This window comes from Pseudomonas leptonychotis, from assembly GCF_004920405.1.
Taxonomy (GTDB): Bacteria; Pseudomonadota; Gammaproteobacteria; order Pseudomonadales; family Pseudomonadaceae; genus Aquipseudomonas; species Aquipseudomonas leptonychotis.
In genome coordinates this window covers 496,149-521,430 of record NZ_RFLV01000001.1, presented here as the reverse complement: position 1 = coordinate 521,430, position 25,282 = coordinate 496,149, and the positions used below count along the sequence as shown (strand labels likewise).

The 25,282-nt window shown below is 58.0% G+C and carries 26 protein-coding genes; 19 read left to right on the top strand and 7 right to left on the bottom strand.

What is annotated here, in order from left to right:
* Positions 1–30 precede the first annotated feature (30 nt).
* The 17 genes from iscU to D8779_RS02310 all read left to right on the top strand — a co-directional run bounded on the left by iscU (position 31) and on the right by D8779_RS02310 (position 15,345).
* Positions 31–417 carry a Fe-S cluster assembly scaffold IscU gene (gene iscU / locus D8779_RS02390; protein ID WP_090239371.1) on the top strand — a complete coding sequence of 129 codons (387 nt, stop codon included), beginning with the start codon at positions 31–33 and terminating at the stop codon, positions 415–417.
* Positions 418–429: 12 nt separating this feature from the next.
* The gene (gene iscA / locus D8779_RS02385) at positions 430–753 is read left to right on the top strand and encodes an iron-sulfur cluster assembly protein IscA (protein ID WP_136662865.1); all 324 of its coding nucleotides are present in this window, start codon (positions 430–432) and stop codon (positions 751–753) included.
* Between the two features lie 7 nt (positions 754–760).
* A complete protein-coding gene (gene hscB / locus D8779_RS02380; RefSeq protein ID WP_136662864.1) occupies positions 761–1,282 on the top strand; it encodes a co-chaperone HscB in 522 nt (173 codons plus the stop codon).
* 52 nt (positions 1,283–1,334) lie between these two features.
* Positions 1,335–3,200 (top strand): Fe-S protein assembly chaperone HscA, encoded by a 1,866-nt coding sequence (gene hscA, locus D8779_RS02375; RefSeq protein WP_136662863.1) that lies wholly within the window; start codon positions 1,335–1,337, stop codon positions 3,198–3,200.
* A 2-nt stretch (positions 3,201–3,202) separates the two neighbouring features.
* Entirely contained in the window at positions 3,203–3,544 is a 342-nt protein-coding gene (gene fdx / locus D8779_RS02370) for an ISC system 2Fe-2S type ferredoxin (RefSeq protein ID WP_136662862.1), read from the top strand.
* A 14-nt stretch (positions 3,545–3,558) separates the two neighbouring features.
* The gene (gene iscX, locus D8779_RS02365) at positions 3,559–3,759 is read left to right on the top strand and encodes a Fe-S cluster assembly protein IscX (RefSeq protein WP_136662861.1); all 201 of its coding nucleotides are present in this window, start codon (positions 3,559–3,561) and stop codon (positions 3,757–3,759) included.
* A 92-nt stretch (positions 3,760–3,851) separates the two neighbouring features.
* On the top strand, positions 3,852–4,283 hold the full coding sequence (ndk, locus tag D8779_RS02360) for a nucleoside-diphosphate kinase (RefSeq protein ID WP_136662860.1): 432 nt from the start codon (positions 3,852–3,854) through the stop codon (positions 4,281–4,283).
* Between the two features lie 24 nt (positions 4,284–4,307).
* Positions 4,308–5,456: a dual-specificity RNA methyltransferase RlmN gene (rlmN, locus tag D8779_RS02355; RefSeq protein WP_136662859.1), complete on the top strand. Its 1,149-nt coding sequence runs from the start codon at positions 4,308–4,310 to the stop codon at positions 5,454–5,456.
* A 13-nt stretch (positions 5,457–5,469) separates the two neighbouring features.
* Positions 5,470–6,231 (top strand): type IV pilus biogenesis/stability protein PilW, encoded by a 762-nt coding sequence (gene pilW / locus D8779_RS02350; protein WP_136662858.1) that lies wholly within the window; start codon positions 5,470–5,472, stop codon positions 6,229–6,231.
* Positions 6,231–7,247 (top strand): RodZ domain-containing protein, encoded by a 1,017-nt coding sequence (locus D8779_RS02345; protein ID WP_136662857.1) that lies wholly within the window; start codon positions 6,231–6,233, stop codon positions 7,245–7,247. The genes pilW and D8779_RS02345 overlap by 1 nt, the downstream gene beginning before the upstream one ends.
* Position 7,248: 1 nt before the next feature.
* Positions 7,249–8,358, top strand: coding sequence for a flavodoxin-dependent (E)-4-hydroxy-3-methylbut-2-enyl-diphosphate synthase (gene ispG / locus D8779_RS02340; protein ID WP_136662856.1), 1,110 nt, complete (start codon positions 7,249–7,251; stop codon positions 8,356–8,358).
* Between the two features lie 18 nt (positions 8,359–8,376).
* Complete coding sequence (gene hisS / locus D8779_RS02335) at positions 8,377–9,666, top strand: histidine--tRNA ligase (protein WP_136662855.1); 1,290 nt, start codon at positions 8,377–8,379, stop codon at positions 9,664–9,666.
* A gap of 100 nt (positions 9,667–9,766) precedes the next feature.
* Positions 9,767–10,348 (top strand): tetratricopeptide repeat protein, encoded by a 582-nt coding sequence (locus tag D8779_RS02330; RefSeq protein ID WP_240789709.1) that lies wholly within the window; start codon positions 9,767–9,769, stop codon positions 10,346–10,348.
* Positions 10,341–11,492, top strand: a complete 1,152-nt coding sequence (gene bamB, locus D8779_RS02325; RefSeq protein ID WP_136664410.1) for an outer membrane protein assembly factor BamB — start codon at positions 10,341–10,343, stop codon at positions 11,490–11,492. Before D8779_RS02330 ends, bamB begins: the two co-directional genes overlap by 8 nt.
* A 128-nt stretch (positions 11,493–11,620) precedes the next feature.
* Entirely contained in the window at positions 11,621–13,093 is a 1,473-nt protein-coding gene (der, locus tag D8779_RS02320) for a ribosome biogenesis GTPase Der (protein WP_136662853.1), read from the top strand.
* Positions 13,094–13,414: 321 nt separating this feature from the next.
* Positions 13,415–14,563, top strand: coding sequence for a pyridoxal phosphate-dependent aminotransferase (locus tag D8779_RS02315; protein WP_136662852.1), 1,149 nt, complete (start codon positions 13,415–13,417; stop codon positions 14,561–14,563).
* Entirely contained in the window at positions 14,551–15,345 is a 795-nt protein-coding gene (locus tag D8779_RS02310; protein ID WP_136662851.1) for an amidohydrolase, read from the top strand. Before D8779_RS02315 ends, D8779_RS02310 begins: the two co-directional genes overlap by 13 nt.
* Positions 15,346–15,355: 10 nt before the next feature.
* On the opposite strand, the gene D8779_RS02305 is transcribed toward D8779_RS02310, so the two are convergent.
* Complete coding sequence (locus D8779_RS02305; RefSeq protein ID WP_205895776.1) at positions 15,356–16,024, bottom strand: substrate-binding periplasmic protein; 669 nt, start codon at positions 16,022–16,024, stop codon at positions 15,356–15,358.
* Between the two features lie 160 nt (positions 16,025–16,184).
* Complete coding sequence (locus D8779_RS02300) at positions 16,185–16,565, bottom strand: MerR family transcriptional regulator (RefSeq protein WP_136662849.1); 381 nt, start codon at positions 16,563–16,565, stop codon at positions 16,185–16,187.
* Positions 16,566–16,641: 76 nt separating this feature from the next.
* Here D8779_RS02300 and D8779_RS02295 point away from each other — a divergent pair, with 76 nt between their 5' ends.
* Positions 16,642–17,709 carry an SDR family oxidoreductase gene (locus tag D8779_RS02295; protein ID WP_136662848.1) on the top strand — a complete coding sequence of 356 codons (1,068 nt, stop codon included), beginning with the start codon at positions 16,642–16,644 and terminating at the stop codon, positions 17,707–17,709.
* A 72-nt stretch (positions 17,710–17,781) separates the two neighbouring features.
* On the opposite strand, the gene D8779_RS02290 is transcribed toward D8779_RS02295, so the two are convergent.
* Positions 17,782–18,882 (bottom strand): alkene reductase, encoded by a 1,101-nt coding sequence (locus D8779_RS02290; protein ID WP_136662847.1) that lies wholly within the window; start codon positions 18,880–18,882, stop codon positions 17,782–17,784.
* Between the two features lie 120 nt (positions 18,883–19,002).
* Between D8779_RS02290 and D8779_RS02285 the strand changes: the two genes are divergently transcribed.
* A complete protein-coding gene (locus tag D8779_RS02285; protein ID WP_276605878.1) occupies positions 19,003–19,371 on the top strand; it encodes a winged helix-turn-helix transcriptional regulator in 369 nt (122 codons plus the stop codon).
* Between the two features lie 57 nt (positions 19,372–19,428).
* Here D8779_RS02285 and leuA read toward each other — a convergent pair whose 3' ends face one another.
* From leuA to D8779_RS02265, 4 genes are all read right to left on the bottom strand, one after another.
* Positions 19,429–21,099, bottom strand: a complete 1,671-nt coding sequence (gene leuA / locus D8779_RS02280) for a 2-isopropylmalate synthase (RefSeq protein ID WP_136662846.1) — start codon at positions 21,097–21,099, stop codon at positions 19,429–19,431.
* A gap of 339 nt (positions 21,100–21,438) precedes the next feature.
* Entirely contained in the window at positions 21,439–23,115 is a 1,677-nt protein-coding gene (locus D8779_RS02275) for a flagellinolysin (protein ID WP_136662845.1), read from the bottom strand.
* A 103-nt stretch (positions 23,116–23,218) separates the two neighbouring features.
* Complete coding sequence (locus D8779_RS02270; protein WP_136662844.1) at positions 23,219–24,043, bottom strand: peptidoglycan DD-metalloendopeptidase family protein; 825 nt, start codon at positions 24,041–24,043, stop codon at positions 23,219–23,221.
* A gap of 178 nt (positions 24,044–24,221) precedes the next feature.
* Positions 24,222–25,256: an AraC family transcriptional regulator gene (locus tag D8779_RS02265; RefSeq protein WP_136662843.1), complete on the bottom strand. Its 1,035-nt coding sequence runs from the start codon at positions 25,254–25,256 to the stop codon at positions 24,222–24,224.
* Positions 25,257–25,282: the final 26 nt, after the last annotated feature.

Here is a 25,282-nt window from a genome sequence, read left to right as displayed (position 1 = left end):
GCGACTCTCTGATGAGGAAGGAATACCAGCATGGCTTACAGTGAAAAGGTCATTGACCACTACGAGAACCCGCGCAACGTCGGCAAGATGGACGCGGAAGACCCAAGCGTAGGCACCGGCATGGTCGGTGCTCCGGCTTGCGGTGACGTGATGCGTTTGCAGATCAAGGTCAACGAGCAGGGCGTTATTGAAGACGCCAAGTTCAAGACCTATGGCTGCGGCTCGGCCATTGCCTCCAGCTCACTCGCCACCGAGTGGATGAAGGGCAAGACCCTGGACGAAGCGGAAACCATCAAAAATACCCAGCTGGCTGAAGAGCTGGCGTTGCCGCCAGTGAAAATTCACTGCTCGGTACTCGCTGAGGACGCCATCAAGGCGGCCGTACGCGATTACAAGCAGAAGAAAGGCTTGCTTTAAGGAGGTTTGTCGATGGCTATCAGCATGACCGAAGCGGCTGCGCAGCATGTGCGTCGCTCCCTTGATGGGCGTGGCAAGGGTGAGGGCATCCGCTTGGCTGTTCGCACCACTGGCTGTTCCGGCCTGGCCTATGTGCTGGAGTTTGTCGATGCAACCGTCGACGAAGATCAGGTGTTCGAGAGCCACGGCGTCAAGGTGATCATTGATCCCAAGAGTCTGGTTTATCTCGATGGCACCGAGCTGGACTTCGTTAAAGAAGGGTTGAATGAAGGTTTCAAGTTCAACAACCCCAACGTGCGCGGCGAATGTGGCTGCGGCGAAAGCTTCAACATCTGAGGCGCGTGTGGGCAGTCCTTGTCACTTTGCATTGTTTGACCTGCAGCCGAGCTTTCGTCTGGAGCCTGACGTTCTGGCCACTCGCTATCGCGAGTTGGCGCGGCACGTTCATCCCGATCGCTTCGCTGATGCGTCCGAGCGTGAGCAACGCTTGGCGTTAGAGCAATCCGCCAGCCTCAATGAAGCCTATCGCACACTGAAGAATGCACCGCAGCGCGCGCGCTACCTGTTGGCGTTGAGCGGGCCGGAGCTGCCCCTGGAAGTGACCGTGCAAGACCCGGACTTCCTGATGCAGCAAATGCAGTGGCGCGAAGAGCTGGAGGATTTGCATGAGAGTGCTGATCTGGCTGGCGTGGCGCTATTCAAGCAGCGTTTGAAAGTGGCTCAGGATGAGCTGAACGAAAGCTTTGCGGTTTGTTGGGATGATGTGTCGCGACGTGAAGAGGCCGAGCGCCTCATGCGTCGCATGCAGTTTCTCGACAAGCTTTCCCACGAGGTTCGCCAGTTGGAAGAGCGACTCGACGATTAACGCTCGTATGGCTGTTATGGCCCTACCTGATATTCATAAGCATTGATTACTCATGGCCCTACTGCAGATCGCTGAGCCCGGACAGAGCCCCCAGCCCCACCAGCGTCGGCTGGCGGTGGGGATTGATCTGGGTACCACCAATTCGCTGGTTGCTGCTGTGCGCAGCGGCCTTTCTGAGCCGCTTGCCGATGCTGCTGGTCAGGTCATCCTGCCGTCAGCGGTGCGCTACCACGCCGATCGTGTTGAGGTGGGCGAAGCCGCCAAAGCTGCCGCGTCGAGCGACCCCTTGAATACCGTGCTGTCAGTCAAGCGCCTGATGGGGCGCGGGCTGGCGGACGTCAAGCAGTTGGGCGAGCAGCTGCCTTACCGTTTTGTCGACGGCGAGTCGCATATGCCGTTTATCCAGACAGTGCAGGGTGCAAAAAGCCCGGTGGAAGTCTCGGCCGATATTCTCAAGGTGCTGCGCCAGCGTGCCGAGGCGACCCTGGGTGGCGAGCTGGTGGGTGCGGTGATTACCGTGCCAGCCTATTTCGACGACTCCCAGCGCCAGGCCACTAAAGATGCTGCGCGTCTGGCCGGGTTGAATGTCCTGCGTTTGCTTAATGAGCCAACGGCGGCGGCAGTGGCCTATGGTCTCGACCAGCATGCCGAAGGCGTGGTGGCTATTTATGACCTGGGCGGCGGTACTTTCGATATTTCCGTATTGCGCCTGACGGGTGGTGTATTCGAGGTGCTGGCCACCGGCGGCGATAGCGCGCTGGGTGGTGATGACTTCGATCATGCGATTGCCGGTTGGATTGTTCAGCAGGCTGGCGTGTCGGCGGATCTCGATCCGGGCGAGCAGCGTCTGCTGCTAGAAGCCGCGTGTGCGGCCAAAGAGGCGCTGACCAATAACGTCACGGCAACGCTCAGCTATGCCGGTTGGCAAGGGCAGCTGAGCCGTGAGCAGTTTGATGCGTTGATTGAGCCAATGCTCGCACGCAGCCTCAAGGCGTGCCGCCGCGCCGTGCGTGATGCAGGTATTGAGCTGGATGAAGTTGAAGCCGTGGTCATGGTCGGCGGTTCCACGCGCGTGCCGCGTGTGCGCCACGCAGTGGCTGAACTGTTTGCCCGCGAACCCTTGACCGATATTGACCCGGATCAGGTGGTCGCCATCGGTGCGGCGATTCAGGCTGATGCGTTGGCGGGTAACAAGCGTGACGACGGTGAAGAGTTGCTGTTGCTCGATGTGATTCCGCTGTCGCTCGGCCTGGAAACCATGGGCGGGCTGATGGAGAAGGTCATCCCGCGCAACACCACCATTCCTGTAGCGCGCGCTCAAGACTTCACCACCTATAAAGACGGCCAGACGGCCATGATGATTCATGTGCTGCAAGGTGAGCGTGAGCTGATCAGCGATTGCCGTTCGCTGGCGCGCTTCGAGTTGCGCGGTATTCCACCGATGGTGGCCGGCGCGGCGAAGATCCGCGTGACCTTCCAGGTCGATGCTGACGGCCTGCTCAGTGTAGCGGCGCGCGAATTGGCGTCGGGTGTTGAAGCAAGCATTCAGGTCAAGCCGTCGTACGGGCTGACCGATGGCGAAATTGCCAAAATGCTGCAGGACTCGTTCAGTAACGCCAGTGATGACAAGGTGGCCCGTGTGCTGCGTGAGCAGCAGGTAGATGCCAAGCGTCTACTTGAAGCTGTAGAGGCTGCGTTGCTGGTCGATGGCGAGCGCCTGCTGGACGCCGATGAGCGCCTGGCGATTGATGCGCAAATTGAGTTGTTGCGTGAGTTGATGGCGGGCAGCGATGGCCTGGCCATTGAACAGCAAACCAAACGTTTGACCCAGGTGACGGACGCCTTTGCGGCGCGTCGGCTGGATGCCACGGTCAAGGCTGCGTTGTCGGGCCGTAGTCTTAATGAGATTGGGGAATAAGCATGCCGCAGGTTATTTTTCTGCCCCACGCTGTACTGTGTCCGGAGGGCCTGGTGGTCGATGCGGCGCCAGGCACGTCTGTGCTCGAGCTGGCCCATGAGCATCACATCGAGATTGAAAGCGCTTGTGGCGGTGTTTGTGCGTGCACCACATGCCACTGCGTTATTCGTGAAGGGTTTGACTCGCTGGCCGAGGCTGATGAGCTGGAAGAAGACATGCTGGACAAAGCGTGGGGGCTGGAAGCGCAATCGCGCTTGTCCTGCCAGACGATTGTCGGCAGCGAAGACCTGACCGTCGAAATTCCAAAGTACTCGCTCAATCATGCCGCCGAAGCGCCGCACTGATTTAAGGGGTTGTTATGAGTCTTAAGTGGGCTGATGTACTGGAAATCGCCATCCAGTTGGCGGAATCCAAGCCAGATGTGGATCCGCGCTACGTAAATTTTGTCGATCTGCACAAGTGGATTCTGGCCTTGCCGGAATTCAGTGACGATCCGACGCGCGGTGGCGAGAAGGTGCTGGAGGCGGTTCAGGCGGCCTGGATCGACGAAGCAGACTGAGCCAGTCCGTGCGCTGTTAGGCAATCCCTATAAACCCGCGTATAATTCGCGGGTTTAATTTTTCGCTTTAATCACTGTTCCTGGAGTTTCACATGGCTGTTCAACGCACTTTCTCCATCATCAAGCCTGACGCTGTTGCTAAAAACGTTATCGGCGAAATCACCAGCCGTTTCGAAAAAGCCGGCCTGCGCGTCGTTGCTTCGAAGATGGTTCAGCTGTCCGACCGTGAAGCGGCTGGCTTCTACGCTGAGCACAGCGAGCGCGGCTTCTTCAAGGATCTGGTTGCTTTCATGACTTCCGGTCCAGTTATCGTTCAGGTTCTGGAAGGCGAAAACGCTGTTCTGGCTAACCGCGACCTGATGGGCGCTACCAACCCTAAAGACGCTGCTGCTGGCACCATCCGTGCTGATTTCGCCGTTTCCATCGACGAAAACGCCGTACACGGTTCTGACTCCGAAGCGTCGGCTGCTCGCGAAATCGCTTACTTCTTCGCTTCCACCGAAGTTTGCGCTCGCATTCGCTAAGCGAATTTGAGTGAGGGTGAAGCCATGATCGCATCGACCGGTAAAACCAATCTGTTGGGTCTGACCCAGGCAGAGATGGAGCAATTCTTCGAAAACATCGGGGAAAAACGTTTCCGCGCCGGTCAGATGATGAAGTGGATTCACCACTTTGGTGTCGATGATTTCGATGCCATGAGTAATGTCAGCAAGGTCTTGCGTGAAAAGCTCAAGACCTGTGCTGAAATCCGCGGCCCAGAAGTGGTCAGCGAAGATATTTCCACTGATGGCACGCGCAAGTGGGTTGTGCGAGTGGCGTCAGGCAGTTGCGTAGAAACCGTGTATATCCCCCAGGGCACGCGCGGCACCTTGTGTGTGTCGTCCCAGGCCGGCTGTGCGTTGGATTGCAGTTTCTGCTCGACCGGTAAGCAAGGTTTCAACAGCGATCTTAGCGCCGCTGAGATCATTGGCCAGGTCTGGATTGCCAATAAATCATTTGGCACTCAGCCTGCGAAAATTGATCGGGCCGTCACCAACGTGGTGATGATGGGCATGGGCGAGCCGCTGCTGAATTTCGACAATGTCGTATCCGCCATGAAAATCATGATGGACGACCTTGGCTATGGCATCTCCAAGCGCAAGGTGACACTGTCCACCTCTGGCGTGGTGCCGATGATCGATAAGCTCGGCGAGGTCATCGATGTGTCGTTGGCGTTGTCGCTGCATGCGCCCAATGATGAGTTGCGCAGCCAGCTGGTACCGATCAACAAGAAGTACCCGCTGGAAATGTTGCTGGCGGCTTGTAAGCGTTATGTCTCACGTCTCGGTGAGAAACGTGTGCTGACGATCGAGTACACCCTGCTCAAGGATGTGAACGATAAGGTTGAGCACGCTGAGGAAATGATCGCACTTCTCAAAGATGTGCCTTGCAAGATCAACCTGATTCCGTTTAATCCATTCCCCCACTCGGGGTATGAGCGGCCCAGCAATAATGCGATTCGCCGCTTCCAGGACCTGCTGCACAAAGCAGGGCACAATGTCACCGTGCGTACTACCCGTGGTGAGGACATTGATGCGGCCTGTGGCCAGTTAGTTGGCCAGGTTATGGACCGTACCCGTCGCAGTGAGCGCTATATTGCTGTGCGTGAATTGAGTAGCGAGGCCGAAACGCCGAGTTCCGCCGCCAATCAAACCTAAGGGGAGGATACCCATGAACTTGCGACCCGCTTTATTGCTGTTGGCCGCCAGTCTGTTAGCTGGTTGCGTCTCGACCGGTAATGTTGATCCGATGAAAACCGGTAAAGGTCGCGATGAGGCACGTGATGCTTACACCCAGCTGGGCATTGGCTACTTGCAGCAGGGGGCGACCGAGCGCGCCAAGGTACCGTTGAAGAAAGCTTTGGAGCTTGACTCTTCAAATGCTGACGCGCACGCCGCACTCGCGATAGTGTTCCAGATTGAAATGGAACCAAAACTGGCAGATGAGCATTTTCGCAAGGCCATATCGCAACGCAGCGGTGATGCACGATTGCTGAACAACTATGGAAGTTTTTTGTTCGAGCAGCAGCGTTATCAGGAAGCGTTGGAACGTTATACGGAGGCGTCTCAAGACAGTCTTTATCCTGAGCGATCGCGTATTTTTGAAAATCTTGGGCTGACTTCGCTACAGCTCAAGCAGCGCGATAAGGCCCGTGCCTATTTTGAGCGTTCGTTGCGTTTAAATAGCCGTCAACCACGCGCACTGATCGAAATGGCACAACTGTCCTATGACGATAAGCAATACGTACCTGCACGCGGCTATTACGACAGCTACATGTCCCTTGCGGTTGATCACGATGCCCGTAGCTTGCTGTTGGGGGTGCGCTTAGCCAAGATTTTCGAGGAGCGTGATAATGCCGCCAGCCTCGGTTTGCAGTTGAAACGACTTTATCCGGGTACCCCGGAATACCAGCAATACCTGTCGGAGCAATGATGAAAGCGGCGCAATCTGAAGTGCTAGCAGTTCCCCGTGTCAATCCGGGAGAAACTTTACGTAAGGCGCGTGAAAGTCGCGGTTGGACCGTTGCCGAGGTTGCTGCTCAGTTGAATTTGACCCCGCAACGTTTGAGTCAGGTTGAACAAGGCGCCTTCGACAAGTTACCTGGGCACACTTTCGCGCGCGGTTATGTACGGGCTTACGCCAAGCTGCTGGAAGTCGACCAGAACCGGCTGGTGCTTGAATTCGACCAATTCACCGGTAGCGACGCAGCTGGCAGCAGTGTGCATAGCCTGGGGCGAATCGAGGAACCGGTAAGCTATTCGCAACGTATTTTGCGTATGGTCAGTTTTGTCATGTTGCTGGCGCTGGCGGGCTTGAGTTTTTTCTGGTGGCAGGAGCAGGCCGAGCGTCGTGCTGAAGACCTTGCTTCGACGAGTCTTGAGCATGTTGAAGTCGATGGCGCTGATGGCACCACGCAGATTCACCCGCTGGATGAACCCGAAGACCAGGCCGTTGAAGCTGCTCAGCTGGATGCAGAAACTGCGTTGCCGCTGTTGCCCGAGGGTGCTGTTGTATTGCCAGGCTCTGTGGCTGGTGAGGCAGCAACCACGGCTGCGCCGCTCGTGCAGTCGCAAGCCTCAAATAACCTAGAAAATGTACCGGCAACGCCAGAGGCTGTAGCGCCGCAACTAGAGGCGACGCCGAGTGCTGCAGGCGCATTAGCCGTTGCGCCTGTTGAGACCGCTCCGGTGCAAGCTGGCGCGGGTGAGGCGGTTGTCAGCCTGACTTTTATTGCGGACTGTTGGACGCAGTTGACGGATGCCAATGGCAAAGTTCTGTTTAGCGGCCTCAAGCGCAAAGGCGATAACCTGCAGTTAGCCGGCAAAGCCCCCTTGGAGCTGCGCTTAGGTTATGCCCGCGGTGCACAGGTCAGCCTGAATGGGAACTCTGTCGATGTTGCGCCCTTTATCTCGGGTGAAACCGCACGTTTGAAGTTGGGTGGGCAATAACATGCATTGCGAGTCACCGATCAAGCGCCGTATCTCGCGCAAAATCTGGGTTGGTTCAGTGCCGGTGGGCGGTGATGCGCCCATCGCCGTTCAGAGCATGACCAACAGCGATACCAATGATGTGGCCGCCACAGTGGCGCAGATTCGTCGCCTGGAAGATGCGGGCGCTGACATCGTGCGTGTTTCGGTGCCGGATATGGATGCAGCCGAAGCCTTCGGTCGGATCAAGCAGCAGGTCAAGGTGCCGCTGGTCGCCGATATTCACTTCGACTACCAGATTGCTTTGCGCGTGGCTGAGCTCGGTGTTGATTGCTTGCGCATCAATCCGGGCAACATCGGTCGTGAAGATCGCGTGCGTGCCGTGGTTGAGGCTGCCCGCGACAACGGCATTCCGATACGTATCGGCGTCAATGCCGGTTCCTTGGAAAAAGACCTGCAGAAAAAGTATGGCGAGCCGACCCCAGAGGCATTGGTTGAGTCTGCGTTGCGCCATGTCGAGCATCTGGATAGGCTGAACTTCCCCGACTTCAAAGTCAGCGTAAAAGCATCCGACGTGTTTATGGCGGTTGCGGCCTATCGCTTGCTGGCCAAGCAAATCGAGCAACCCCTGCATTTAGGTATCACAGAGGCCGGTGGCTTGCGCTCCGGTACGGTTAAGTCCGCTGTGGGCCTGGGCATGCTGTTGGCTGAAGGCATCGGCGATACCATCCGGATTTCTCTAGCTGCCGACCCGGTGGAAGAAATTAAGGTTGGCTACGACATCCTTAAATCCCTGCGCCTACGTTCGCGCGGTATCAACTTCATCGCTTGCCCAAGCTGCTCGCGGCAGAACTTCGATGTAGTGAAAACCATGAACGAGTTGGAACAGCGCGTCGAAGACCTGCTGGTGCCGCTGGATGTGGCGGTGATCGGTTGTGTGGTCAACGGCCCTGGCGAAGCCAAAGAGGCGCATATCGGCCTCACTGGCGGTTCGCCCAACCTGATCTATATCGATGGCAAGCCCGCGCTCAAGCTGGGTAATGACAATCTGGTTGATGAGCTGGAAAAGCTGATCCGCCAGAAAGCAGCCGACAAGGTTGCTGCTGACGCCGCTGTGATCGTGCGCAGCTAATACTGCTAAGGAAATGAAGTGAGCAAGCCCCTGCAAGCCATTCGTGGCATGAACGATCTTTTGCCCGAGCAGACGCCGCTTTGGCGCTATTTTGAAGGCGCTGTGGCCAGCCTGCTGGATGGCTACGGTTATCGGCAGATCCGCATGCCGATCGTTGAGTTCACTGAGCTGTTTAAGCGCTCGATTGGTGAAGTCACCGATATCGTTGAAAAAGAGATGTACACCTTTGAAGACCGCAATGGTGACTCCCTGACCTTGCGCCCGGAAGGCACTGCTGCCTGCGTGCGTGCGGTGTTGGAGCACGGACTGGCTGGCGGTGGACAGACCCAGAAGTTGTGGTACATCGGGCCAATGTTCCGTCACGAGCGTCCACAGAAAGGCCGCTATCGCCAGTTTCACCAGATTGGCGTGGAGGTCTTCAATATCGATGGGCCGGATATCGATGCCGAGCTAATCGTGTTGACCTGGCGTCTTTGGGGGCTGCTGGGTATTCGTGATGCAGTAAAGCTTGAGCTCAATAGCCTGGGTACCAGCGCTGCACGTGCGGTATACCGGGATGCGCTGGTTGAGTTTCTCACCGCGCATGCCGATCAGCTGGATGAAGACAGCCGCCGCCGTATGGGCAGCAACCCGTTGCGTGTGCTTGACAGCAAATCCCCAGAAACCCAGGCCGTATTGGTTAATGCGCCGAAGCTGGCGGACTACCTGGACGAAGAGTCCCGAGTGCATTTCGAAGGGCTCAAGGCTCGTCTGGATGCGGCCGGTGTTCCATATGTGATCAACCCAAAGCTGGTGCGCGGGCTGGATTACTACAGCAAGACCGTATTCGAGTGGGTGACCGATCAACTCGGCTCTCAAGGCACTGTATGCGCCGGTGGTCGTTACGACGGTTTGGTTGAGCAGATGGGCGGCAAGCCGACGCCGGGCGTGGGTTTTGCCATGGGCATCGAACGGTTGGTGCTGTTGCTCGAAACTCTAGGTAAAGTACCGGCTGAAATCGCCCGCACGGTGGATGTTTATCTGTGTGCTTTTGGTGAGCAGGCTGAACTGGCGGCCCTGGGCTTGAGCGAGCGTTTACGCGATCAGCTGCCGAATCTGCGTTTGCAGGTGAATGCCGGCGCTGGAAGCTTCAAGAGTCAGTTCAAAAAAGCCGACAAGAGTGGTGCGTTGTACGCCTTGATTTTGGGTGAAGACGAATTGGCTCAGCAAGTGGTAGGTTGCAAGCCGCTGCGCGGTCAGGGCGAGCAACAAAGTATTGCGTGGTCGGCACTGGCCGATCATCTGGCGACCAGCGCCGTACAGGCCTGAGCGTCTGTTAAGTGGTTTAGCGAATAGGAGTGTTGGGGTGGTTTCGCGTACTGATGATGAAGAGCTGGCGGTAATCAAGGATTGGTGGCAGCAAAATGGCATGCCTTTGCTGACCGGTGTGGCGTTGGCGTTGGTGGTGGTATTTGGCTGGCAGGGCTGGCAGAAGTACCAGAGCAATCAGTCCCAGGGCGCTTCGCTGGTCTATCAGCAATTGCTGGAAGCGGCGCTGGAGCCCAGTGGCAAGCCTGACGCCAGCAAGGTCGCAGAGCTGGCTAACACGTTAAAAAATGATTTTTCCGGCACCCACTACGCTCAGTACGGCAGTCTGTTTGTAGCCAAAGTGGCGGTCGAGGCGGGCAAGCTGGATGACGCTGCTAGCGAGTTGCAGACGATTGTCGACAAGCCGGCCGATGACAATTTGGCTGAGCTGGCGCGTCAGCGCCTGGCGCGCGTTCTGGCCGCTCAGGACAAGGCAGAAGATGCTCTGAAACTCCTGGATGCTAAGGTTGCACCGGCCTTTGCCGCCAGCCGTGAAGAACTTAAGGGTGATCTGCTGGTGCAACTCGGCCGTGCCGATGATGCCCACGCGGCTTATGAAAAAGCTAAGGCTGCATTGTCTGAAGATGCCGCTGTCGGTGGCCTGCAAATGAAGCTGGATGATCTGGCAAAAGGGGATGCGTGACGTGATGCGCTGGAAGAATGCCGCACTGCTGGCCCTGGCCGTTTTGGCCGTAGGTTGCAGCAGCAATAGCAAGAAGGAACTGCCTCCGGCTGATCTGCCAAAGTTTGAGGAAGAGGTTCGCCTGCAGAAAGAGTGGAGTCGCTCGATTGGCGATGGCCAGGGTGAGTCGTTCAATATGCTGGTTCCGGCCATCGACGGTGAGCAGATCTATGCCGCCGACGTCGAAGGTCTGGTCGTGGCCATGGACCGCATGACCGGCAAGGTCATCTGGAAAGCTGATCTGGAACTGCCAGTATCCGGCGCCGTCGCCGCTGGGTATGGCCTGGTGGTAGTTGGCACGCTGAAGGGCGAAGTCGTTGCACTCGATACCGCGTCTGGTGAAGAAAAGTGGCGTGCCCGTGTAACCAGTGAAGTGCTGGCCGCGCCTGCACTCAATGGTGACGTGGTGTTGGTGCAGACTCAGGATGATCGCTTGATCGCTCTGGATATGAACACCGGTGAGCAACGCTGGATTTTCGAGAACACGCCAGCGGTACTGACCCTTCGCGGTACGAGCAGCCCAGTACTGACCAATCGTCTGGCGGTTGCCGCTCTGTCCACGGGCAAGGTGATTGCCTTGGACGCGCAGCGCGGCATACCGGTTTGGGAGCAGCGCGTAGCCATTCCGCAGGGCCGCTCCGAACTGGAGCGCGTTGTCGATATCGACGGTGGGCTGCTGCTGTCAGCGGGTACTCTGTATGCCGTGAGCTATCAGGGCCGTGTTGCGGCGATGGATTTGGAAAGCGGTCGGATTCTGTGGCAGCGTGAAGCCTCCAGCTCGGTCGGTGTGGCTCAGGGCTATGGCAGCGTCTACGTCAGCCTGGCCAGCGGTACTGTTGAAGGGATCGACGAGCGCTCAGCGTCGGCCTTGTGGAGCAACGACTCCCTGGCACGCCGCCAACTGTCGGCTCCGGAAGTGTTCTCCAGCTATATCGCGTTCGGTGACCTGGAAGGTTACCTGCACTTAGTCAGTCAGGTGGATGGTCGCTTTGTCGGCCGTACGCGTATCGACAGTGACGGCCTACGTGCCCGTCCGCTGGTCGTGGGTGACTGGCTGTATGCCTTTGGCAATAGCGGCAATTTGGTGGCAATGACCATCAAGTAATTGTTCGCTGAGGCGTTGGCGATGCTGCACAGCACTTAAGGCTGCGCCGCATCGCCAAGCCAATAAATTCTGGCCGCTGCCCCTGCAGCGGCTTTTGTATTTTCTGAAATAACCAAGTGGAGAGCCTGATGGTTCCCGTAATTGCCCTGGTGGGCCGCCCCAACGTCGGCAAGTCCACCCTGTTTAACCGCTTGACCAAGTCCCGTGACGCGATTGTCGGCGACCTGTCTGGTCTGACCCGTGATCGCCAGTACGGCGAGGCCAAGTGGCAGGGGCGAACCTACATCGTCATCGACACCGGTGGTATCTCCGGTGACGAAGAAGGCATCGACGCGAAGATGGCCGAGCAGTCGCTGCAGGCCATCGAAGAGGCCGATGCCGTGCTGTTTATGGTCGACGCGCGTGCCGGTCTGTCAGCTTCCGATCAAATGATCGGCGAGCATTTGCGTAGGCGTAACAAGCGCAGCTTTTTGGTGATCAACAAGGTCGACAACATCGACGCCGACCTTGCGCGTGCTGAGTTCTCAAGCATGGGCATGGGCGAGTCGCTGCCGATTGCCGGTGCTCACGGTCGCGGTCTCACCCAGATGCTGGAAGCCGTGCTGGGCTCCTTTCCTAAGGACGCTAATGAGCTGGCAGAGGGTGAGGAAGAGGAAGTTGTCCTTGAAGGCCAGGAAGCCAAGCGCATTCCCGGTCCAAGCGAAAAGGACGGCATCAAGCTGGCGATTATTGGCCGGCCTAACGTCGGCAAATCGACCTTGGTTAACCGCATGCTCGGTGAAGACCGGGTGATCGTGTATGACCAACCCGGCACGACTCGCGACAGTATCTATATCCCGTTCGAACGCGACGAGGAGAAGTACACCCTGATCGACACCGCTGGCGTGCGTCGTCGCGGCAAGATCTTCGAGGCGGTGGAAAAGTTCTCGGTGGTGAAAACCCTGCAGGCAATCCAGGACTCCAACGTCGTGGTGTTTGTTATGGATGCCCGCGAAGGTGTGGTCGACCACGACCTCAACCTGCTTGGCTTCGTGCTGGAAAGTGGCCGTGCTCTGGTGATCGCCCTGAACAAGTGGGACGGCATGGAGCCGAGCGAGCGTGACTACGTGAAAGTCGAGCTGCAACGCCGGCTGTTCTTCGTCGACTTCGCCGATATCCACTTTATCTCGGCGCTGCACGGCACCGGTGTGGGCAATTTGTACAAGTCGGTGCAGGCCTCGTTTAAGTCGGCGATCACCCGTTGGCCGACCAATCGCCTGACCCAAATTCTTGAAGACGCCGTGGGCGATCATGCGCCACCGATGGTCAACAACCGTCGCATCAAGCTGCGTTACGCCCACTTGGGTGGTGCTAACCCACCGTTGATCGTGATTCACGGCAACCAAGTTGATGCGGTGCCTAAGTCCTATGTCCGTTACTTGGAGAACACCTATCGGCGTGTGCTCAAACTGGTGGGTACGCCGATCCGTATCGAGTTCAAAGGTGGCGAAAACCCTTATGAGGGCAACAAAAATAGCCTCACGGATCGTCAGGTGAACAAGAAGCGGCGAATGATGACCCACCACAAGAAGGCCGAGAAAAAGCGCAAAGACAAGCGCTAAGCCTCGGCTTGAACACGCTATAAAGGCACCTTTGGGTGCCTTTTGTGTGTCTGGGGTATCGGCTATCCTGCTGCATCACTCCCAGGCTGATGAAAAACTACCTGCGTTGACAATGCTGCGTTAAAAACAGGCTCGGCAAGCCGCTTGCGGCTAACGCGCTTCAGTGCGACCCGAAAGGCGAGTGAAACAAGTAATGCTTATTTACAGCTCGTAAACTCGTGTGCGAGCCCAGTCCGCTTCCTCGCCTGTTTTTGCCTTGTCTTGCCTGCCTCGCCTGCGTTTTTCAATAGCCTGCTAGCGCTCAAACCGGATATTGCCTCGATGATCATCAGTAAGCTGCCGAATGTTGGCACCACGATTTTTACCCGTATGTCGCAGCTCGCCCTGGAAACCGGTGCGCTCAATCTGTCCCAGGGTTTTCCGGATTTCGACGGACCGCAGGCACTACGCGATGCGGTCGGTCGGCATATTGCGGCTGGGCATAATCAGTACGCCGCGATGACCGGCCTGCCCGTATTGCGTGAGCAGGTGGCGGCGAAGGTCGCGCGTAGCTATGGCCGTATGGTGAGTGCCGACAGCGAAGTCACGATCACCCCCGGTGCTACCCAGGCGATCTTCTGCGCCGTGCAGGCATTGGTTCGGCCGGGCGATGAGGTTATCGTTTTCGACCCTTGTTACGACAGCTACGAACCCGCTGTAGAACTGGCTGGCGGCCAGTGTGTACACATACCACTGGCGCTGCCGGGGTTTGTCATCGACTGGCAGCGCCTGCAGGATGCGTTGAGCGCGAAGACCCGCTTGATTATCCTCAACAGCCCACACAACCCCAGTGGCGCGTTGCTGTCAGGGGCTGAACTTGATCAGCTGGCAGCATTGATTCGTGAGCGTGATATTTACCTGATCAGTGATGAGGTTTATGAGCACCTGGTGTTCGATGGCGCTAAGCACGCCAGCATCCTTGCCCATGACGAGCTGTATCAGCGCGCTTTTGTAGTCAGCTCCTTCGGCAAAACGTACCACGTCACCGGCTGGAAAACCGGCTATGTGGTGGCCCCTCCGGCCTTGAGCGCCGAGTTGCGCAAGGTGCACCAATACGTCAGTTTCTGCGGGGTAACCCCGCTGCAATGGGCGTTGGCGGACTATATGGCCGAGCATCCTGAGCATGTCGAAGAGCTGCCAGCGTTTTACCAGGCCAAGCGTGATCTGTTCTGTGATTTGCTGGTCGGCTCACGTTTTAGCTTTAGCCGCACGGCCGGTACCTTTTTCCAGCTGGTCGATTACTCGGCTATCCGTCCTGATCTGGATGACCTCGCCATGGCCGAGTGGTTGACCCGTGAGCAGGGTGTCGCGGCGATCCCGTTGTCGGTGTTTTACCAAGCGCCACCGAAGGATCTACGTCTGGTGCGTTTCTGTTTTGCTAAGCGTGAGGAAACCCTAAGGCAGGCGGCGGAAAAATTATGCGCGATATAAGCCAGTTGGCGGATCTTGAGTTAGCCCTGATTCAAACCACGTTGGCCTGGCAGGACCCCGCGGCTAACCGTGAGCATTTCCACGCACTGTTGCAACAGGCGCGAGGTGCCGATCTGATCGTGCTGCCGGAGATGTTCAGCACGGGCTTTTCCATGGACTCCGCCGCGCTGGCCGAGCCCGAGAACGGCCCCAGCACGCAATGGCTGTTAGCCCAGGCGCAGGCATTGCAAGCGGTGGTGACTGGCAGTTTGATTATTCAGGCCGCTGACGGTACTTACCGTAATCGGCTGCTCTGGGCGCGACCGAATGGCAGCCTGGCGCACTACGACAAGCGTCATCTTTTCCGTATGGCCGGCGAGCACAAACACTACAGCGCCGGCGAGCAGCAGGTGCTACTGGAGGTGAAGGGCTGGCAGGTGCGGCCGCTGGTCTGTTACGACCTGCGCTTTCCTGTCTGGAGCCGCGATTCGCAGGCGACTGATTTGTTGCTGTATACCGCCAACTGGCCAGCGGCGCGGCGTCATCATTGGAATCGTCTACTGCCGGCGCGGGCCATCGAGAACCTGTGTTATGTGGCAGCGGTGAATCGCATTGGTGAAGACGGTAAAGGCTATGCCTACAGCGGCGATAGCCAGGTGCTGGACTTTCAGGGCGAGTTGTTGCTTGAGCCCGGCGCTGCAGATGGGGTGTTTCGGGTCGCGCTCAAGGCGGCAGAGTTGGCAGCCTACCGTCAGCGCTTCCCGGCGCATCTGGATGCCGATGTGTTTAATCTGATGGATTAATCGGCGTGGCTCATTGCTTGAGGTAGTGGTCGTAGATCGCCTGGTAGCGCCCGCTGGTCTTGAGGTGTTCGAGGCCGGCGTTGAAGTCGTCACGGATTTGCGGGTCACGAAACACTGGGCGGTAATTCTGCGGGTCCTCTTCGACGAATTGATGCAGTTGTACGGTCTTGGCTTTGAACAGTGTGGTGCGCTCCAGCAGCAGTTCGAAGTAGCGGAAGATATTTGTATCGCTGAGCACCAGGTCATAACGCGCTTTGTTCAGCCCGAGTACCTGTAATTCTTGATTATTTTGCTCGAAATACAGGCCATCTTGTTGGCTGCCAGCCAGCCACTCGGGGTAGCGCTGCACGGCGCCGGGAAAGGCCACGATGCTTAGGCCTTTGAGGTCGGCCGGGGTCTTGATCGTGAGACCACGGCCCTTAAGGCTGACGAATACGTTGTGATAAAGCACGGCCGGCTCGCCATAGTGAGCACCTGCTGCAGCAAGGTCCTGACCCAGGTCGGTCATGGCGGCATCCACTTCACCTTGGCGAAATGACAAGGGTACGCGGGCCAGCGGAAAGTACCGCGGCTCAAGGTGATGGCCGCGAAAGGCGAGGGCTTCGCCTATCACTTCCAGTTCGATGCCGCTGTCGCTTTCCGGAAAACAGAAGGGTGGAATCTTTTCACCAAAAGCCATTACTACCGTGGCGGCCAAACTGCTTGTGTTGCATGCCAATAGCAGTGAGAGAAGCCATACCCATCGTGTTAATAAACGCATGCCTAGGTGCTCCCACGATCGATTAATTGCAGTGTAGATGCCGTATGTGTGGCTGCCATGCCCATGGTCAGATAAGCACCTATGAGTGAGCGCGCGCGATGGCCACCTGCTCAGCTGCGCTGGCTTCCAACCGCAATTTTTCACTGCGTAGAAAGTCGCGTAACTGATGGAGGTCGGCAATCTTCTGCTCTACCTCGGCTAACTTGTGCGTGACTAATACCGCACCTTGCGCGCAGTCCATCTGCTGCTCGCGTCTCGCCTGGAGAATTTCGCGGATCTCGCCGAGGGAGAAACCCATGTTTTGCGCTTGTTGGATGAACGTCAGGTCCTCCAGTGCCTGCGGGTTGTAAGCGCGGTAATTATTGCCAGATCGCGTGGTATGGATCAGCCCGAGGCTTTCGTAATAGCGAAGGGTGTGACGACTGGCGCCGCTGCGTTTTTCCAACTCACCAATGCGCATGAAAATCTCGCTTGACTGTAGAGTGTGCTCAACAGTTTAGCCTGCTCGAGTCATCAATAGCTCGGGGAGATTGACCATGAATACACACTGTTTGGTAACCGGTGGCAGCGGCTTTATCGGCCAGCATCTTGTGGCGGCACTGACTCGCAAAGGCCATACCGTCACCCTGCTGATGCGCCGCCCGCACACGTTGCCTGAATTGCGTTTGCAGATCGATCACCTCGGTGGGCAAGGGGCGCTGCTATCGGCCGTGTCGGGGGATTTGGCGCAGGTGGATCTGGGCCTGGATGCCGCGGCCCTTGAGCAGGTGAGTCAAGCGGCGGTGATCTTTCATCTGGGAGCGCAGTTTGCCTGGGGGTTGCCTGCCGAACAGGCGCGCCAAGTGAATGTCGAGGGCGCCCTGGCTGTGGCCAGGTTGGCCGCGCAGCAGGGCAGTCGCCTGCTTATGGTCGGCGGCTTTATGCTGGCCAATCAGGCGCATCTGCAGTGTCTTGGTGTCGACCTCGTCACCCCGCAGAACACGGATTGGAGCGCTGTCTACCGGCGTGCAGGGGGGTATGAAGGCAGCAAGTTGGAGGCGCACTTTCGGGTTGTGGCGGCCATGCGCGAGTGGCGCGCGGAGTTGACGGTGGTGCATCCCGCCACCGTTTGTGGCCATAGCCAGAGTGGGCATATCTTGAAGGCGCAGCCTTTGGCCGGCTTGATAGGCAACCTTGCGGGGGGCCGTTTGAGTGCAATCCCTGGTTCAGCGGCGCACTGGCTGCCGTTGATTAGTGTGGATTTTCTAGCTGAATTGATGGTGGCCGCCGCATTCGATGAGCGGCAGGCCGGGCAGGAGATACTGGCGTTGGATGCACGCACGCCAAATCTGCAGGGTGTGTTGCAACTCTTGGCGCATGTGCTGGATGTGCGTGCACCAAGCCGACATTTGCCGATACCCCTTTTGCGCGTGCTGTTGAAGGTGCCTGGTGTGTCGCGGTTGTTGCGCACCGATGCCGAGTCACTGGATTTTATCCAAACCACACGTTTTGATACCGCAGCGGCTGAGGCGTTGGCGGTACGCCACGGATTGAGCTGGCCCGATATGGCGCAAACTCTACGGCTGACCGCACGTTACCTGGCGGGGGCGTCTTCAGCAGCTTAACGCTGAAGCTTGCGCCACCCCTGGCCTGATTTACCGTAAGGTCAGGGGTGGTAAGTGCATGCGGCAGGGGCGTCAGCTCATGCGTGGATAATCGGTGTAACCCTCGGCGCCGCCGCCATACAAGGTATTGCCGTCCAGTGGGTTGAGGTCGGCGCCGGCCTGGAAGCGGGCAAGTAGATCTGGGTTGGCAATATAAGGGCGGCCGTATGCCACCAGGTCAGCGAGGCCTTCGGCGATGGCCTGTTCACCGCTTTCGGCTGTTTGCCCGCCTGCGATAATCAGGGTGCCGGTATACAGATCGCGCAGTGCGCGCAGCAACGCATCAAAGCCTTCGAAGGTGCCGCCTAACCAGTCCGGACGGTTGACGTGCAAGTAGGCCAGGTTACGGCTGTTAAGTTGCTTAACCAGATAGCTGAAGGTCTCCAGCGGATTGGCATCATTAACATCGCCAAAGGTGCCCATAGGCGAAATACGAATACCGACCTTGCGGCTGTCACCCACCGTGCTCACGGCGGCATCGACTACCTGCAGTACCAGGCGCGCACGGTTCTCGACTGAGCCGCCATAAGCATCGCTGCGTTGGTTGCTGTTGGAGCAGAGGAATTGGTCCAACAGGTAGCCGTTGGCGGCATGCACTTCCACACCATCAAAACCGGCCTTGATGGAATTAGCGCTGCCCTGAGCGTAGGCCGCTACTACACCTGGCAGTTCGCTCAGTTCCAGTGCGCGCGGCTTGGCCGTGGCGGCTTTGTGATGACTGCCGTCGGCCTCGACCACATAGCACTCAGCCTTCGCCTGGATGGCGGAGGGTGCCACCGGGTCAGCGCCATTGGGCTGCAGCAGTGGGTGGGAAATGCGCCCGACATGCCAGAGTTGCAAGAAAATACGCCCGCCGGCCTCATGTACCGCTTGTGTAACGTGCTGCCAGCCGGCCACTTGCGCCTCGCTGTGGATACCTGGGGTCCAGGCGTAGCCTTGGCCCTCAGGGCAGACTTGGCTGGCTTCGCTGATGATCAAACCTGCGTTGGCGCGTTGGGCGTAGTAACTGGCATTAAGCTCCCCCGGAACATTACCAGGTAGGCTGCGTTGGCGCGTCAAAGGCGCCATCACTAAGCGGTTGGGCAAAGTTAGAGTGCCCAGTTGCAGCGGCGTGAGCAGGTGTTTGATCGTCATGAAGCCTCCATCAAGGTCGTCGAAGTGGCTGGTATGAGCCATGGCGGCTATTATGCGCGTGGCGATCTTTTTGGGAAGTACGTACGATAAGGGCTGTAACTTACTTAAAGGTAACTTGTGATGGCTGAACAGCAATCGGAAGGCGTTGAAAACAAGCGCCTGATGCAGGGTGACAAGGTCTACAGCACACCGATGGATGTCACCTTGGAGGTGATCGGTGGCAAGTGGAAGGCACTGCTGGTGTATCGCTTACTTAATGCTCCGTTGCGCTTTTCCGAATTGAAGCGGCTGGTGCCGGACATCACTGAAAAGATGCTGACCCAGCAGTTGCGCGAACTGGAGCGTGTAGGCGTACTGACTCGCACGGTGTTTGCTGAGGTGCCGCCGCGGGTGGAGTATTGCGTGACCGAGCACGGCGCCACATTACAGCCGGTGCTGGCCGCCATGTGTGAATGGGGCCGTAGTCATTGGCAGCAGCAGGGCGAATAAGGCGGGTCGGCTATTTCAGGCCGCTATCGGGTATGACCCCATAGCGGCCTGCGCCATTTAGGCGGCTTGTTCGGCCGCTTGGCCAATGGCGCGGTTCAGTGCGCTGAACAGCGCGCGAAAGCTTGCCGTGGTCAGGTTTTCGTCGATGCCGACGCCGTGTAGGGCGCGACCGCCGTTAACGCGTAGCTCGATATAGGCCGCTGCCTTAGCGTTGGTGCCCGCGCCGATGGCGTGTTCGCAGTAATCCATGATCTCCACGGCGACAGGCAAGCCGGCGACCAGCGCTTCCAGCGGGCCTTTACCGATGCCGCGCCAGTGCTGGGTTTCACCTTCGCTGACGATCTCGACGTCGACCGCGCTGGTACCGTTCTCTTCCTGCAGGCGGTGGCCTTTCAGTGCATAGGGCGTGGTGGCTTGCAGGTATTCGCTGTCGAGCAATTTGTAGATCTGCGCAGCACTCATTTCCAGGCCGAGGCGGTCGGTTTCTCGTTGCACGACTTGGCTGAACTCGATCTGCATACGGCGCGGCAGGTTAATGCCGTATTCCTGTTCGAGTAGGAAGGTGATGCCGCCTTTGCCGGACTGGCTGTTGACCCGAATCACCGCCTCGTAATCTCGGCCAATATCGGCAGGGTCAATCGGCAGGTACGGCACTTCCCAAACGGCATCGGCCTTTTGTTGGGTAAAGCCTTTACGGATCGCATCCTGGTGCGAGCCGGAGAAGGCGGTGTGCACCAAGTCACCGGCATACGGGTGACGTGGGTGCACCGGGATCTGGTTGCAGTCCTCGACCACCTTGCGCACGGCGTCGATATCGGAGAAATCCAGCTGCGGGTTCACACCTTGGGTGTAGAGGTTCAGCGCCACGGTCACCAGGCAGACGTTGCCGGTACGCTCGCCGTTGCCGAACAGGCAACCTTCAACGCGATCCGCTCCGGCCATGACCGCCAACTCGGTGGCGGCGACGCCAGTACCCCGGTCGTTGTGGGTGTGCACGCTGAGCAGCACGCTGTCGCGCTTATCGATATGGCGACCAAACCACTCGATCTGGTCGGCGTAGTTGTTCGGCGTGGCGCACTCGATGGTGGCGGGCAAGTTGAGGATCAGCGGCTGGGCCGGGGTGGGCTGGAACACCGCGATTACCGCGTTGCACACCTCGACGGCAAAGTCGGTTTCAGTGCTGCTAAACACTTCCGGAGAGTACTCAAAGCCCCACTGGGTTTCTGGCGCAGCATCGGCCAGGCGCTTGATGGTTTTGCCAGCGGCTACGGCGATGGCTTTGACGCCCGCTTTGTCCTGATTGAAGACGATTTTGCGGAAGCTCGGCGCGCAGGCGTTGTAGTAATGCACGATGGCTTTCTTCGCGCCCTTGAGCGACTCGAAGGTGCGCTCGATAAGGTCGTCGCGGGCTTGGGTCAGCACCTGGATGGTTACGTCATCGGGGATGTGGCCACCTTCGATCAGCTCGCGAACGAAGTCGAAATCGGTCTGTGAGGCGGACGGGAAACCCACTTCGATTTCCTTCAGACCCACGGCCAGCAGGCACTTGAAGAAACGCATCTTCTTCTCGGCATCCATCGGCTCGATCAGCGACTGGTTGCCATCGCGCAGGTCGGTGGATAGCCAGATAGGCGCTTTGTCGATGATCTTGTCCGGCCAGGTGCGATCCGGGATGGCAATCTGGGTGAACGGACGGTATTTGTTGGATGGATCTTTCAGCATGCTCATGAGGCAATCCTTTTAGCGCGGCGGCAATCGGCGAACCGGGCAGAATTTGAAAAATAAGGCAGGGCGTGGTTGTCAGGTATTAGCCACGCAGTCGTTGGCTGGCCAAGCAGAGTGCCGCGCCCGCTCCCGGCGGGCTAGCGGCATATCCCACACCCCTGTGGGTCTTGGCTGTTGGCGCAGCAGAATAAGGGTGTGATTAGTGTGCATGGCGTCAACCCTAACCAGCGAGGGTAAAGCGTGCAAGCATTGATAGAAAAACGCTTTCTGATTGCGTGATTGGGTTTTTTTTGGGTTTTTTTTGCGGTGATGTATCGAATATATAGCGCCGATTGCGAGCGCTTAACTGAGCAGGCTTAGCACGGCTTGAGGCCGTTGATTGGCTTGGGCAAGCACGCTTTGCGCGGCCTGCTGAATGATTTGTCGAGAAACAAGGTTTGAGGTTTCTGCAGCGAAATCAGTGTCGAGGATGCGTGAGCGGCTGGCGGCTGAATTCTCGGCAATGCTTTGCAGGTTGTTGATGGTGCTTTCCAGGCGATTTTGCAGGGCTCCCATATAGCCACGCTGACGGTCGATATAGGCCAGTGCATCATCAATGTCCATCACCGCTAGGCCAGGGGTCTTGCTGAGGTCCAGGCGGCTCAAGGCCAGCGCATCAGCACTGAATGCACTAAAGCCGATTTCTATCGTTTCGTAGGCCTCTGCTCCAATCTGGAACTGGGTGAGGGCATTTCCACCTACGCCAGTGGCGTTAAACAGTTTTGGTTCAACCAATTCGAAGCCTTGCGAGCCCGGCAGACCGGTGCCCTGATTGCGCAGTACGTTCTCGGCGGTGAATACATTGCCGCCGTCGGCATCGAAACCTCCAATGGCGCCGGTGTCGGCGTTGGTCAGGTCCAGGCTGGCGATATAGGTAGCCGCATCGGTATTGAATTTTGTCTGGAAGTCCGCCAGTCCAGTGAAGGCACCCTTGCTGGCGTTGGTCAGGGCTTGGTCCAGGGTTGAGCCACTGTTTTGCTTCAAGTAGCCCATGATGTCTTTGATGCCTGCACCCCCTGAGGTTTTAATCTCTTCATGCATATAACGGATGGCCGCATAACCACCGGAGTAACCGGCTGAGCCGCTTACATCATCGGCGTTAAATGCTGCCAAAATAGCAGCAGTATTGGTGCCGCCAGCGGTGTCTCCAGACAGGCGCTCGTCAGCCCCCTGCACAGCCTCGGCGCTGCCCTCGATAAACCAGCTGGGCAGCCCGGCAAAGTTCATGGTGCGGCCCATGACGGCATGCGCCATCTCGTGGGCAATGACCCGGTCGGTGTATTGCGGCGTACTGCCGCCGTTGGGCAGGCTTGAGGCATCGAAGTAGGCCAGGTTGACGTTGAGAACCTGATTAAAGATCTTCCCGCCAGCGCCCGAGCTGCCTGAAACAGAAGCCAGTGCTTGGCTGGATGAGTCGTTGCTAAAGGTGATTTTCAGTTCAGCACCATCCGCGCTCAGGCCGAACGCATCGGCCACTCGCTGTTCACCTTCGCTGATCCAGAAACCTTTCAGGGCATTGAGCACGGCCCTCTGGTCGAGATCGCCGAGAACCGAGAAGGTGCCTTGGTCAAATACCTTTCGCCCAGCAAAGGTCGTGGTTTCGTTTACGCGGTTGATCTCTTGCAGTAGCTGTTGGGCTTCTTGGTCCAGGGCCGTGCGCTCACTGGCTCCGTTGGAGCCGTTCATGGCCTGCAAACCGAGCGCGCGAATGCGCTGCAGGGCATCGGTGACGCTTTGCAACGCGCCTTCACCTACCTGCAGCAGCGATATGCCGTCGTTTGCATTGCGCGTAGCCACATTCAGCCCCCGCACTTGCGAGGTCAGACGGTTGGAGATTTGCAGCCCGGCGGCATCGTCCTTCGCGCTGTTGATGCGTTGTCCGGTGGACAGACGCTGCAGCGAAGTATTGAGGGCCGTGCTGTTGCTCTCCAGTTGGCGACGTGTAAATGACGACGAGATGTTGGTATTAACCGTCAGCATCTTCGTGCGTACCCACTCAACCGGACGGAAAGCCCGGCGTCACAGGCTTAGTCGGCAGACGCTGGAGAGTCTTGAAATGGTTAAGGCGAAAGCCGACGAACGGTTATGGCGTAAAAGCGCCAATAAAAATCGCCGGATCGACCCGGGCGTCGTTCAAGCTGACATTCCAGTGCAAGTGCGGACCCGTGGCGCGGCCAGTGGCGCCAACCTTGCCGAGCGCGCCACCACGCAGCAGCTCATCGCCGACTTTTACCCCGATCACCGAGAGGTGGCAGAACATGCTGATCAAGCCCTGGCCGTGATCGACAAACACGGTTTTACCGTTGAAGAAGTAATCGCCCGTCAGGATGACCTTGCCCGCAGCGGGGGCTTTGATCGGGGTGCCGCTATTGGCGGCGAAGTCCAGGCCTGAGTGCGGGTTGCGCTCCTCGCCGTTAAAGAAGCGGCGCAAACCGAAGGGGCTAGAAAGCGGCCCGTTGACCGGCTTGTCGAATAGCAGGTTACTCGGCTGGCGCGGGCTGAATTGTTGGTAGGCGCGGGTTTGTTCGGCCATCTCGCGCTCGATGCGCGCAAGGTTTTTCGCGTTCGGATTGACCTGTTGCTGGTTCTTGATAGTGATGCGCTGTTCGCTGTAATGCTTGTTGTCGACTTGGAAAGTCAGCGTCTGGCCGCCGTTGACGCTGATGTTCTGGCTGCCTGGTTTGGCGCTGAGCGGCACGCCGACAATTGCAATCCAGCGCTGTTGATCTTCTTTGATCACCAATACCGGTTTGTTCTGATAGCGCACGCTGGGCGCCGTTTCTTCTGCGCCCAGATCAACCACTGCCACGCCGCCGGGAACCGGCTTATTCAGCAGGCGGCTGATAAAGCCGTCGGCATGCGCGGGTAGGGCAAGGCAGAGGGTGATAAAGCAAATAAACAGGCGCATAGGGATACCAGTGTGTGGATGTTTAAGCGTGATGATTCTGTAGGTGTTAACCGCGCGGTCGTCTACTGAGCTGCGTTGCTGCTGTCACAGGGCGCTAGCCATCGGTCGGGCTTGCGCAGTTATAACGTGCGCCTCATCGTTGTTGCGGGTGGTTATTGGTTTGCCCGGTGTGGCCATCTTAGCGTTTCGCGCGCCGGTATTGCCCGGGTGCGACGCCGGTCGTCTGGCGAAAAGCGCGGCCGAAGTTGGCGGCGTCGCTGTAGCCCAGCAATTGAGCAATATCGCTGACTGAGTAGCGCGCATCGCTAAGCAAGCGGCACGCGAGTTGCTGTTGCTGGGCGCTGCATAGGCTGCGGAAGCTGGTGCCGTGTTCATCCAGGCGGCGGATGAGCGTTCGCGGGGACAGGGCCAGTGCGGCTGCCAGGTCAACCAACCGAGGGTGGCTGATCGGGTCGCCGAGGGTGGTGAGTTGATCGAAATGGGCCGTTAGCCAATGCTCGGCGCGGGTCAGAATATCTTTGCGGTGGCGCAGGTTATCCAGTGCTTCGCGGCAGCGCATCAACGCTGCGCGGTAGGTTTTTTCGTCATGCAGGGGGCACGGTAGACGGCGCAGCTCGGCGGGCATTTTGAAGGCCGTAGTGGTGGCGTCGAACGTGCACCTGCCACTGAAGTGCTGGGCATACAGCGGCGCATGAGGGGGAGCGGGCCAGGCAAACTGCAACGTGACCTCGCTGGCGCTATGACCCATTACCGCTTCGACATAACTGCTGGCGATTTGCATCAGCACGTCAATCAGCGGCAGTTCCAGCTCGCCCAATGGATAGCGCTGAGTGTCCACCGTAAGGCAGTACTGGTTGTGCTCCTGGCTGGCGCTGAAGCCGATGAAGGGCGCGCGTATTTGCGCAAACTGCACCAGAACATCCAGCCCTTCGCCTAAAGTCGGTGCGCTGAGCGCGGCAAAGCCGAGTGGGCCATGACTGTTGATGTTGAGCTGCTGACCGAATATCAGCCCCCAGTCACTGCGCCCAGCCAGCGCCATAACGTTGCGGAAAATCTGCAGTTGTTGCGCGGCATTGATGTAGGTGGTGGTGGCCGGCAGGGTTTCCCCCAGCCCTGTGCCCGCCAGAAGCTTGCCCGCCTGCTGCGGCCAGCGCTGTAGCAAGAGCCGGGTGTAGGTACTGGGTGTGGGCAGTTGGCTGAGTTCGTTGTTCATGGGTCGAGTATGGCGATAAATGACCA

Excerpts from the sequence above, each read along its gene's own strand:
- iscU (WP_090239371.1), top strand. The coding sequence starts at position 31 with ATGGCTTACAGTGAAAAGGTCATTGACCACTACGAGAACCCGCGCAAC.
- iscA (WP_136662865.1), top strand. The coding sequence starts at position 430 with ATGGCTATCAGCATGACCGAAGCGGCTGCGCAGCATGTGCGTCGCTCC.
- hscA (WP_136662863.1), top strand. The coding sequence starts at position 1,335 with ATGGCCCTACTGCAGATCGCTGAGCCCGGACAGAGCCCCCAGCCCCAC.
- fdx (WP_136662862.1), top strand. The coding sequence starts at position 3,203 with ATGCCGCAGGTTATTTTTCTGCCCCACGCTGTACTGTGTCCGGAGGGC.
- iscX (WP_136662861.1), top strand. The coding sequence starts at position 3,559 with ATGAGTCTTAAGTGGGCTGATGTACTGGAAATCGCCATCCAGTTGGCG.
- ndk (WP_136662860.1), top strand. The coding sequence starts at position 3,852 with ATGGCTGTTCAACGCACTTTCTCCATCATCAAGCCTGACGCTGTTGCT.
- rlmN (WP_136662859.1), top strand. The coding sequence starts at position 4,308 with ATGATCGCATCGACCGGTAAAACCAATCTGTTGGGTCTGACCCAGGCA.
- pilW (WP_136662858.1), top strand. The coding sequence starts at position 5,470 with ATGAACTTGCGACCCGCTTTATTGCTGTTGGCCGCCAGTCTGTTAGCT.
- D8779_RS02345 (WP_136662857.1), top strand. The coding sequence starts at position 6,231 with ATGAAAGCGGCGCAATCTGAAGTGCTAGCAGTTCCCCGTGTCAATCCG.
- ispG (WP_136662856.1), top strand. The coding sequence starts at position 7,249 with ATGCATTGCGAGTCACCGATCAAGCGCCGTATCTCGCGCAAAATCTGG.
- D8779_RS02330 (WP_240789709.1), top strand. The coding sequence starts at position 9,767 with ATGCCTTTGCTGACCGGTGTGGCGTTGGCGTTGGTGGTGGTATTTGGC.
- bamB (WP_136664410.1), top strand. The coding sequence starts at position 10,341 with ATGCGTGACGTGATGCGCTGGAAGAATGCCGCACTGCTGGCCCTGGCC.
- der (WP_136662853.1), top strand. The coding sequence starts at position 11,621 with ATGGTTCCCGTAATTGCCCTGGTGGGCCGCCCCAACGTCGGCAAGTCC.
- D8779_RS02315 (WP_136662852.1), top strand. The coding sequence starts at position 13,415 with ATGATCATCAGTAAGCTGCCGAATGTTGGCACCACGATTTTTACCCGT.
- D8779_RS02310 (WP_136662851.1), top strand. The coding sequence starts at position 14,551 with ATGCGCGATATAAGCCAGTTGGCGGATCTTGAGTTAGCCCTGATTCAA.
- D8779_RS02305 (WP_205895776.1), bottom strand. The coding sequence starts at position 16,024 with ATGGCTTTTGGTGAAAAGATTCCACCCTTCTGTTTTCCGGAAAGCGAC.
- D8779_RS02300 (WP_136662849.1), bottom strand. The coding sequence starts at position 16,565 with ATGCGCATTGGTGAGTTGGAAAAACGCAGCGGCGCCAGTCGTCACACC.
- D8779_RS02295 (WP_136662848.1), top strand. The coding sequence starts at position 16,642 with ATGAATACACACTGTTTGGTAACCGGTGGCAGCGGCTTTATCGGCCAG.
- D8779_RS02290 (WP_136662847.1), bottom strand. The coding sequence starts at position 18,882 with ATGACGATCAAACACCTGCTCACGCCGCTGCAACTGGGCACTCTAACT.
- D8779_RS02285 (WP_276605878.1), top strand. The coding sequence starts at position 19,003 with ATGGCTGAACAGCAATCGGAAGGCGTTGAAAACAAGCGCCTGATGCAG.
- leuA (WP_136662846.1), bottom strand. The coding sequence starts at position 21,099 with ATGAGCATGCTGAAAGATCCATCCAACAAATACCGTCCGTTCACCCAG.
- D8779_RS02275 (WP_136662845.1), bottom strand. The coding sequence starts at position 23,115 with ATGCTGACGGTTAATACCAACATCTCGTCGTCATTTACACGTCGCCAA.
- D8779_RS02270 (WP_136662844.1), bottom strand. The coding sequence starts at position 24,043 with ATGCGCCTGTTTATTTGCTTTATCACCCTCTGCCTTGCCCTACCCGCG.
- D8779_RS02265 (WP_136662843.1), bottom strand. The coding sequence starts at position 25,256 with ATGAACAACGAACTCAGCCAACTGCCCACACCCAGTACCTACACCCGG.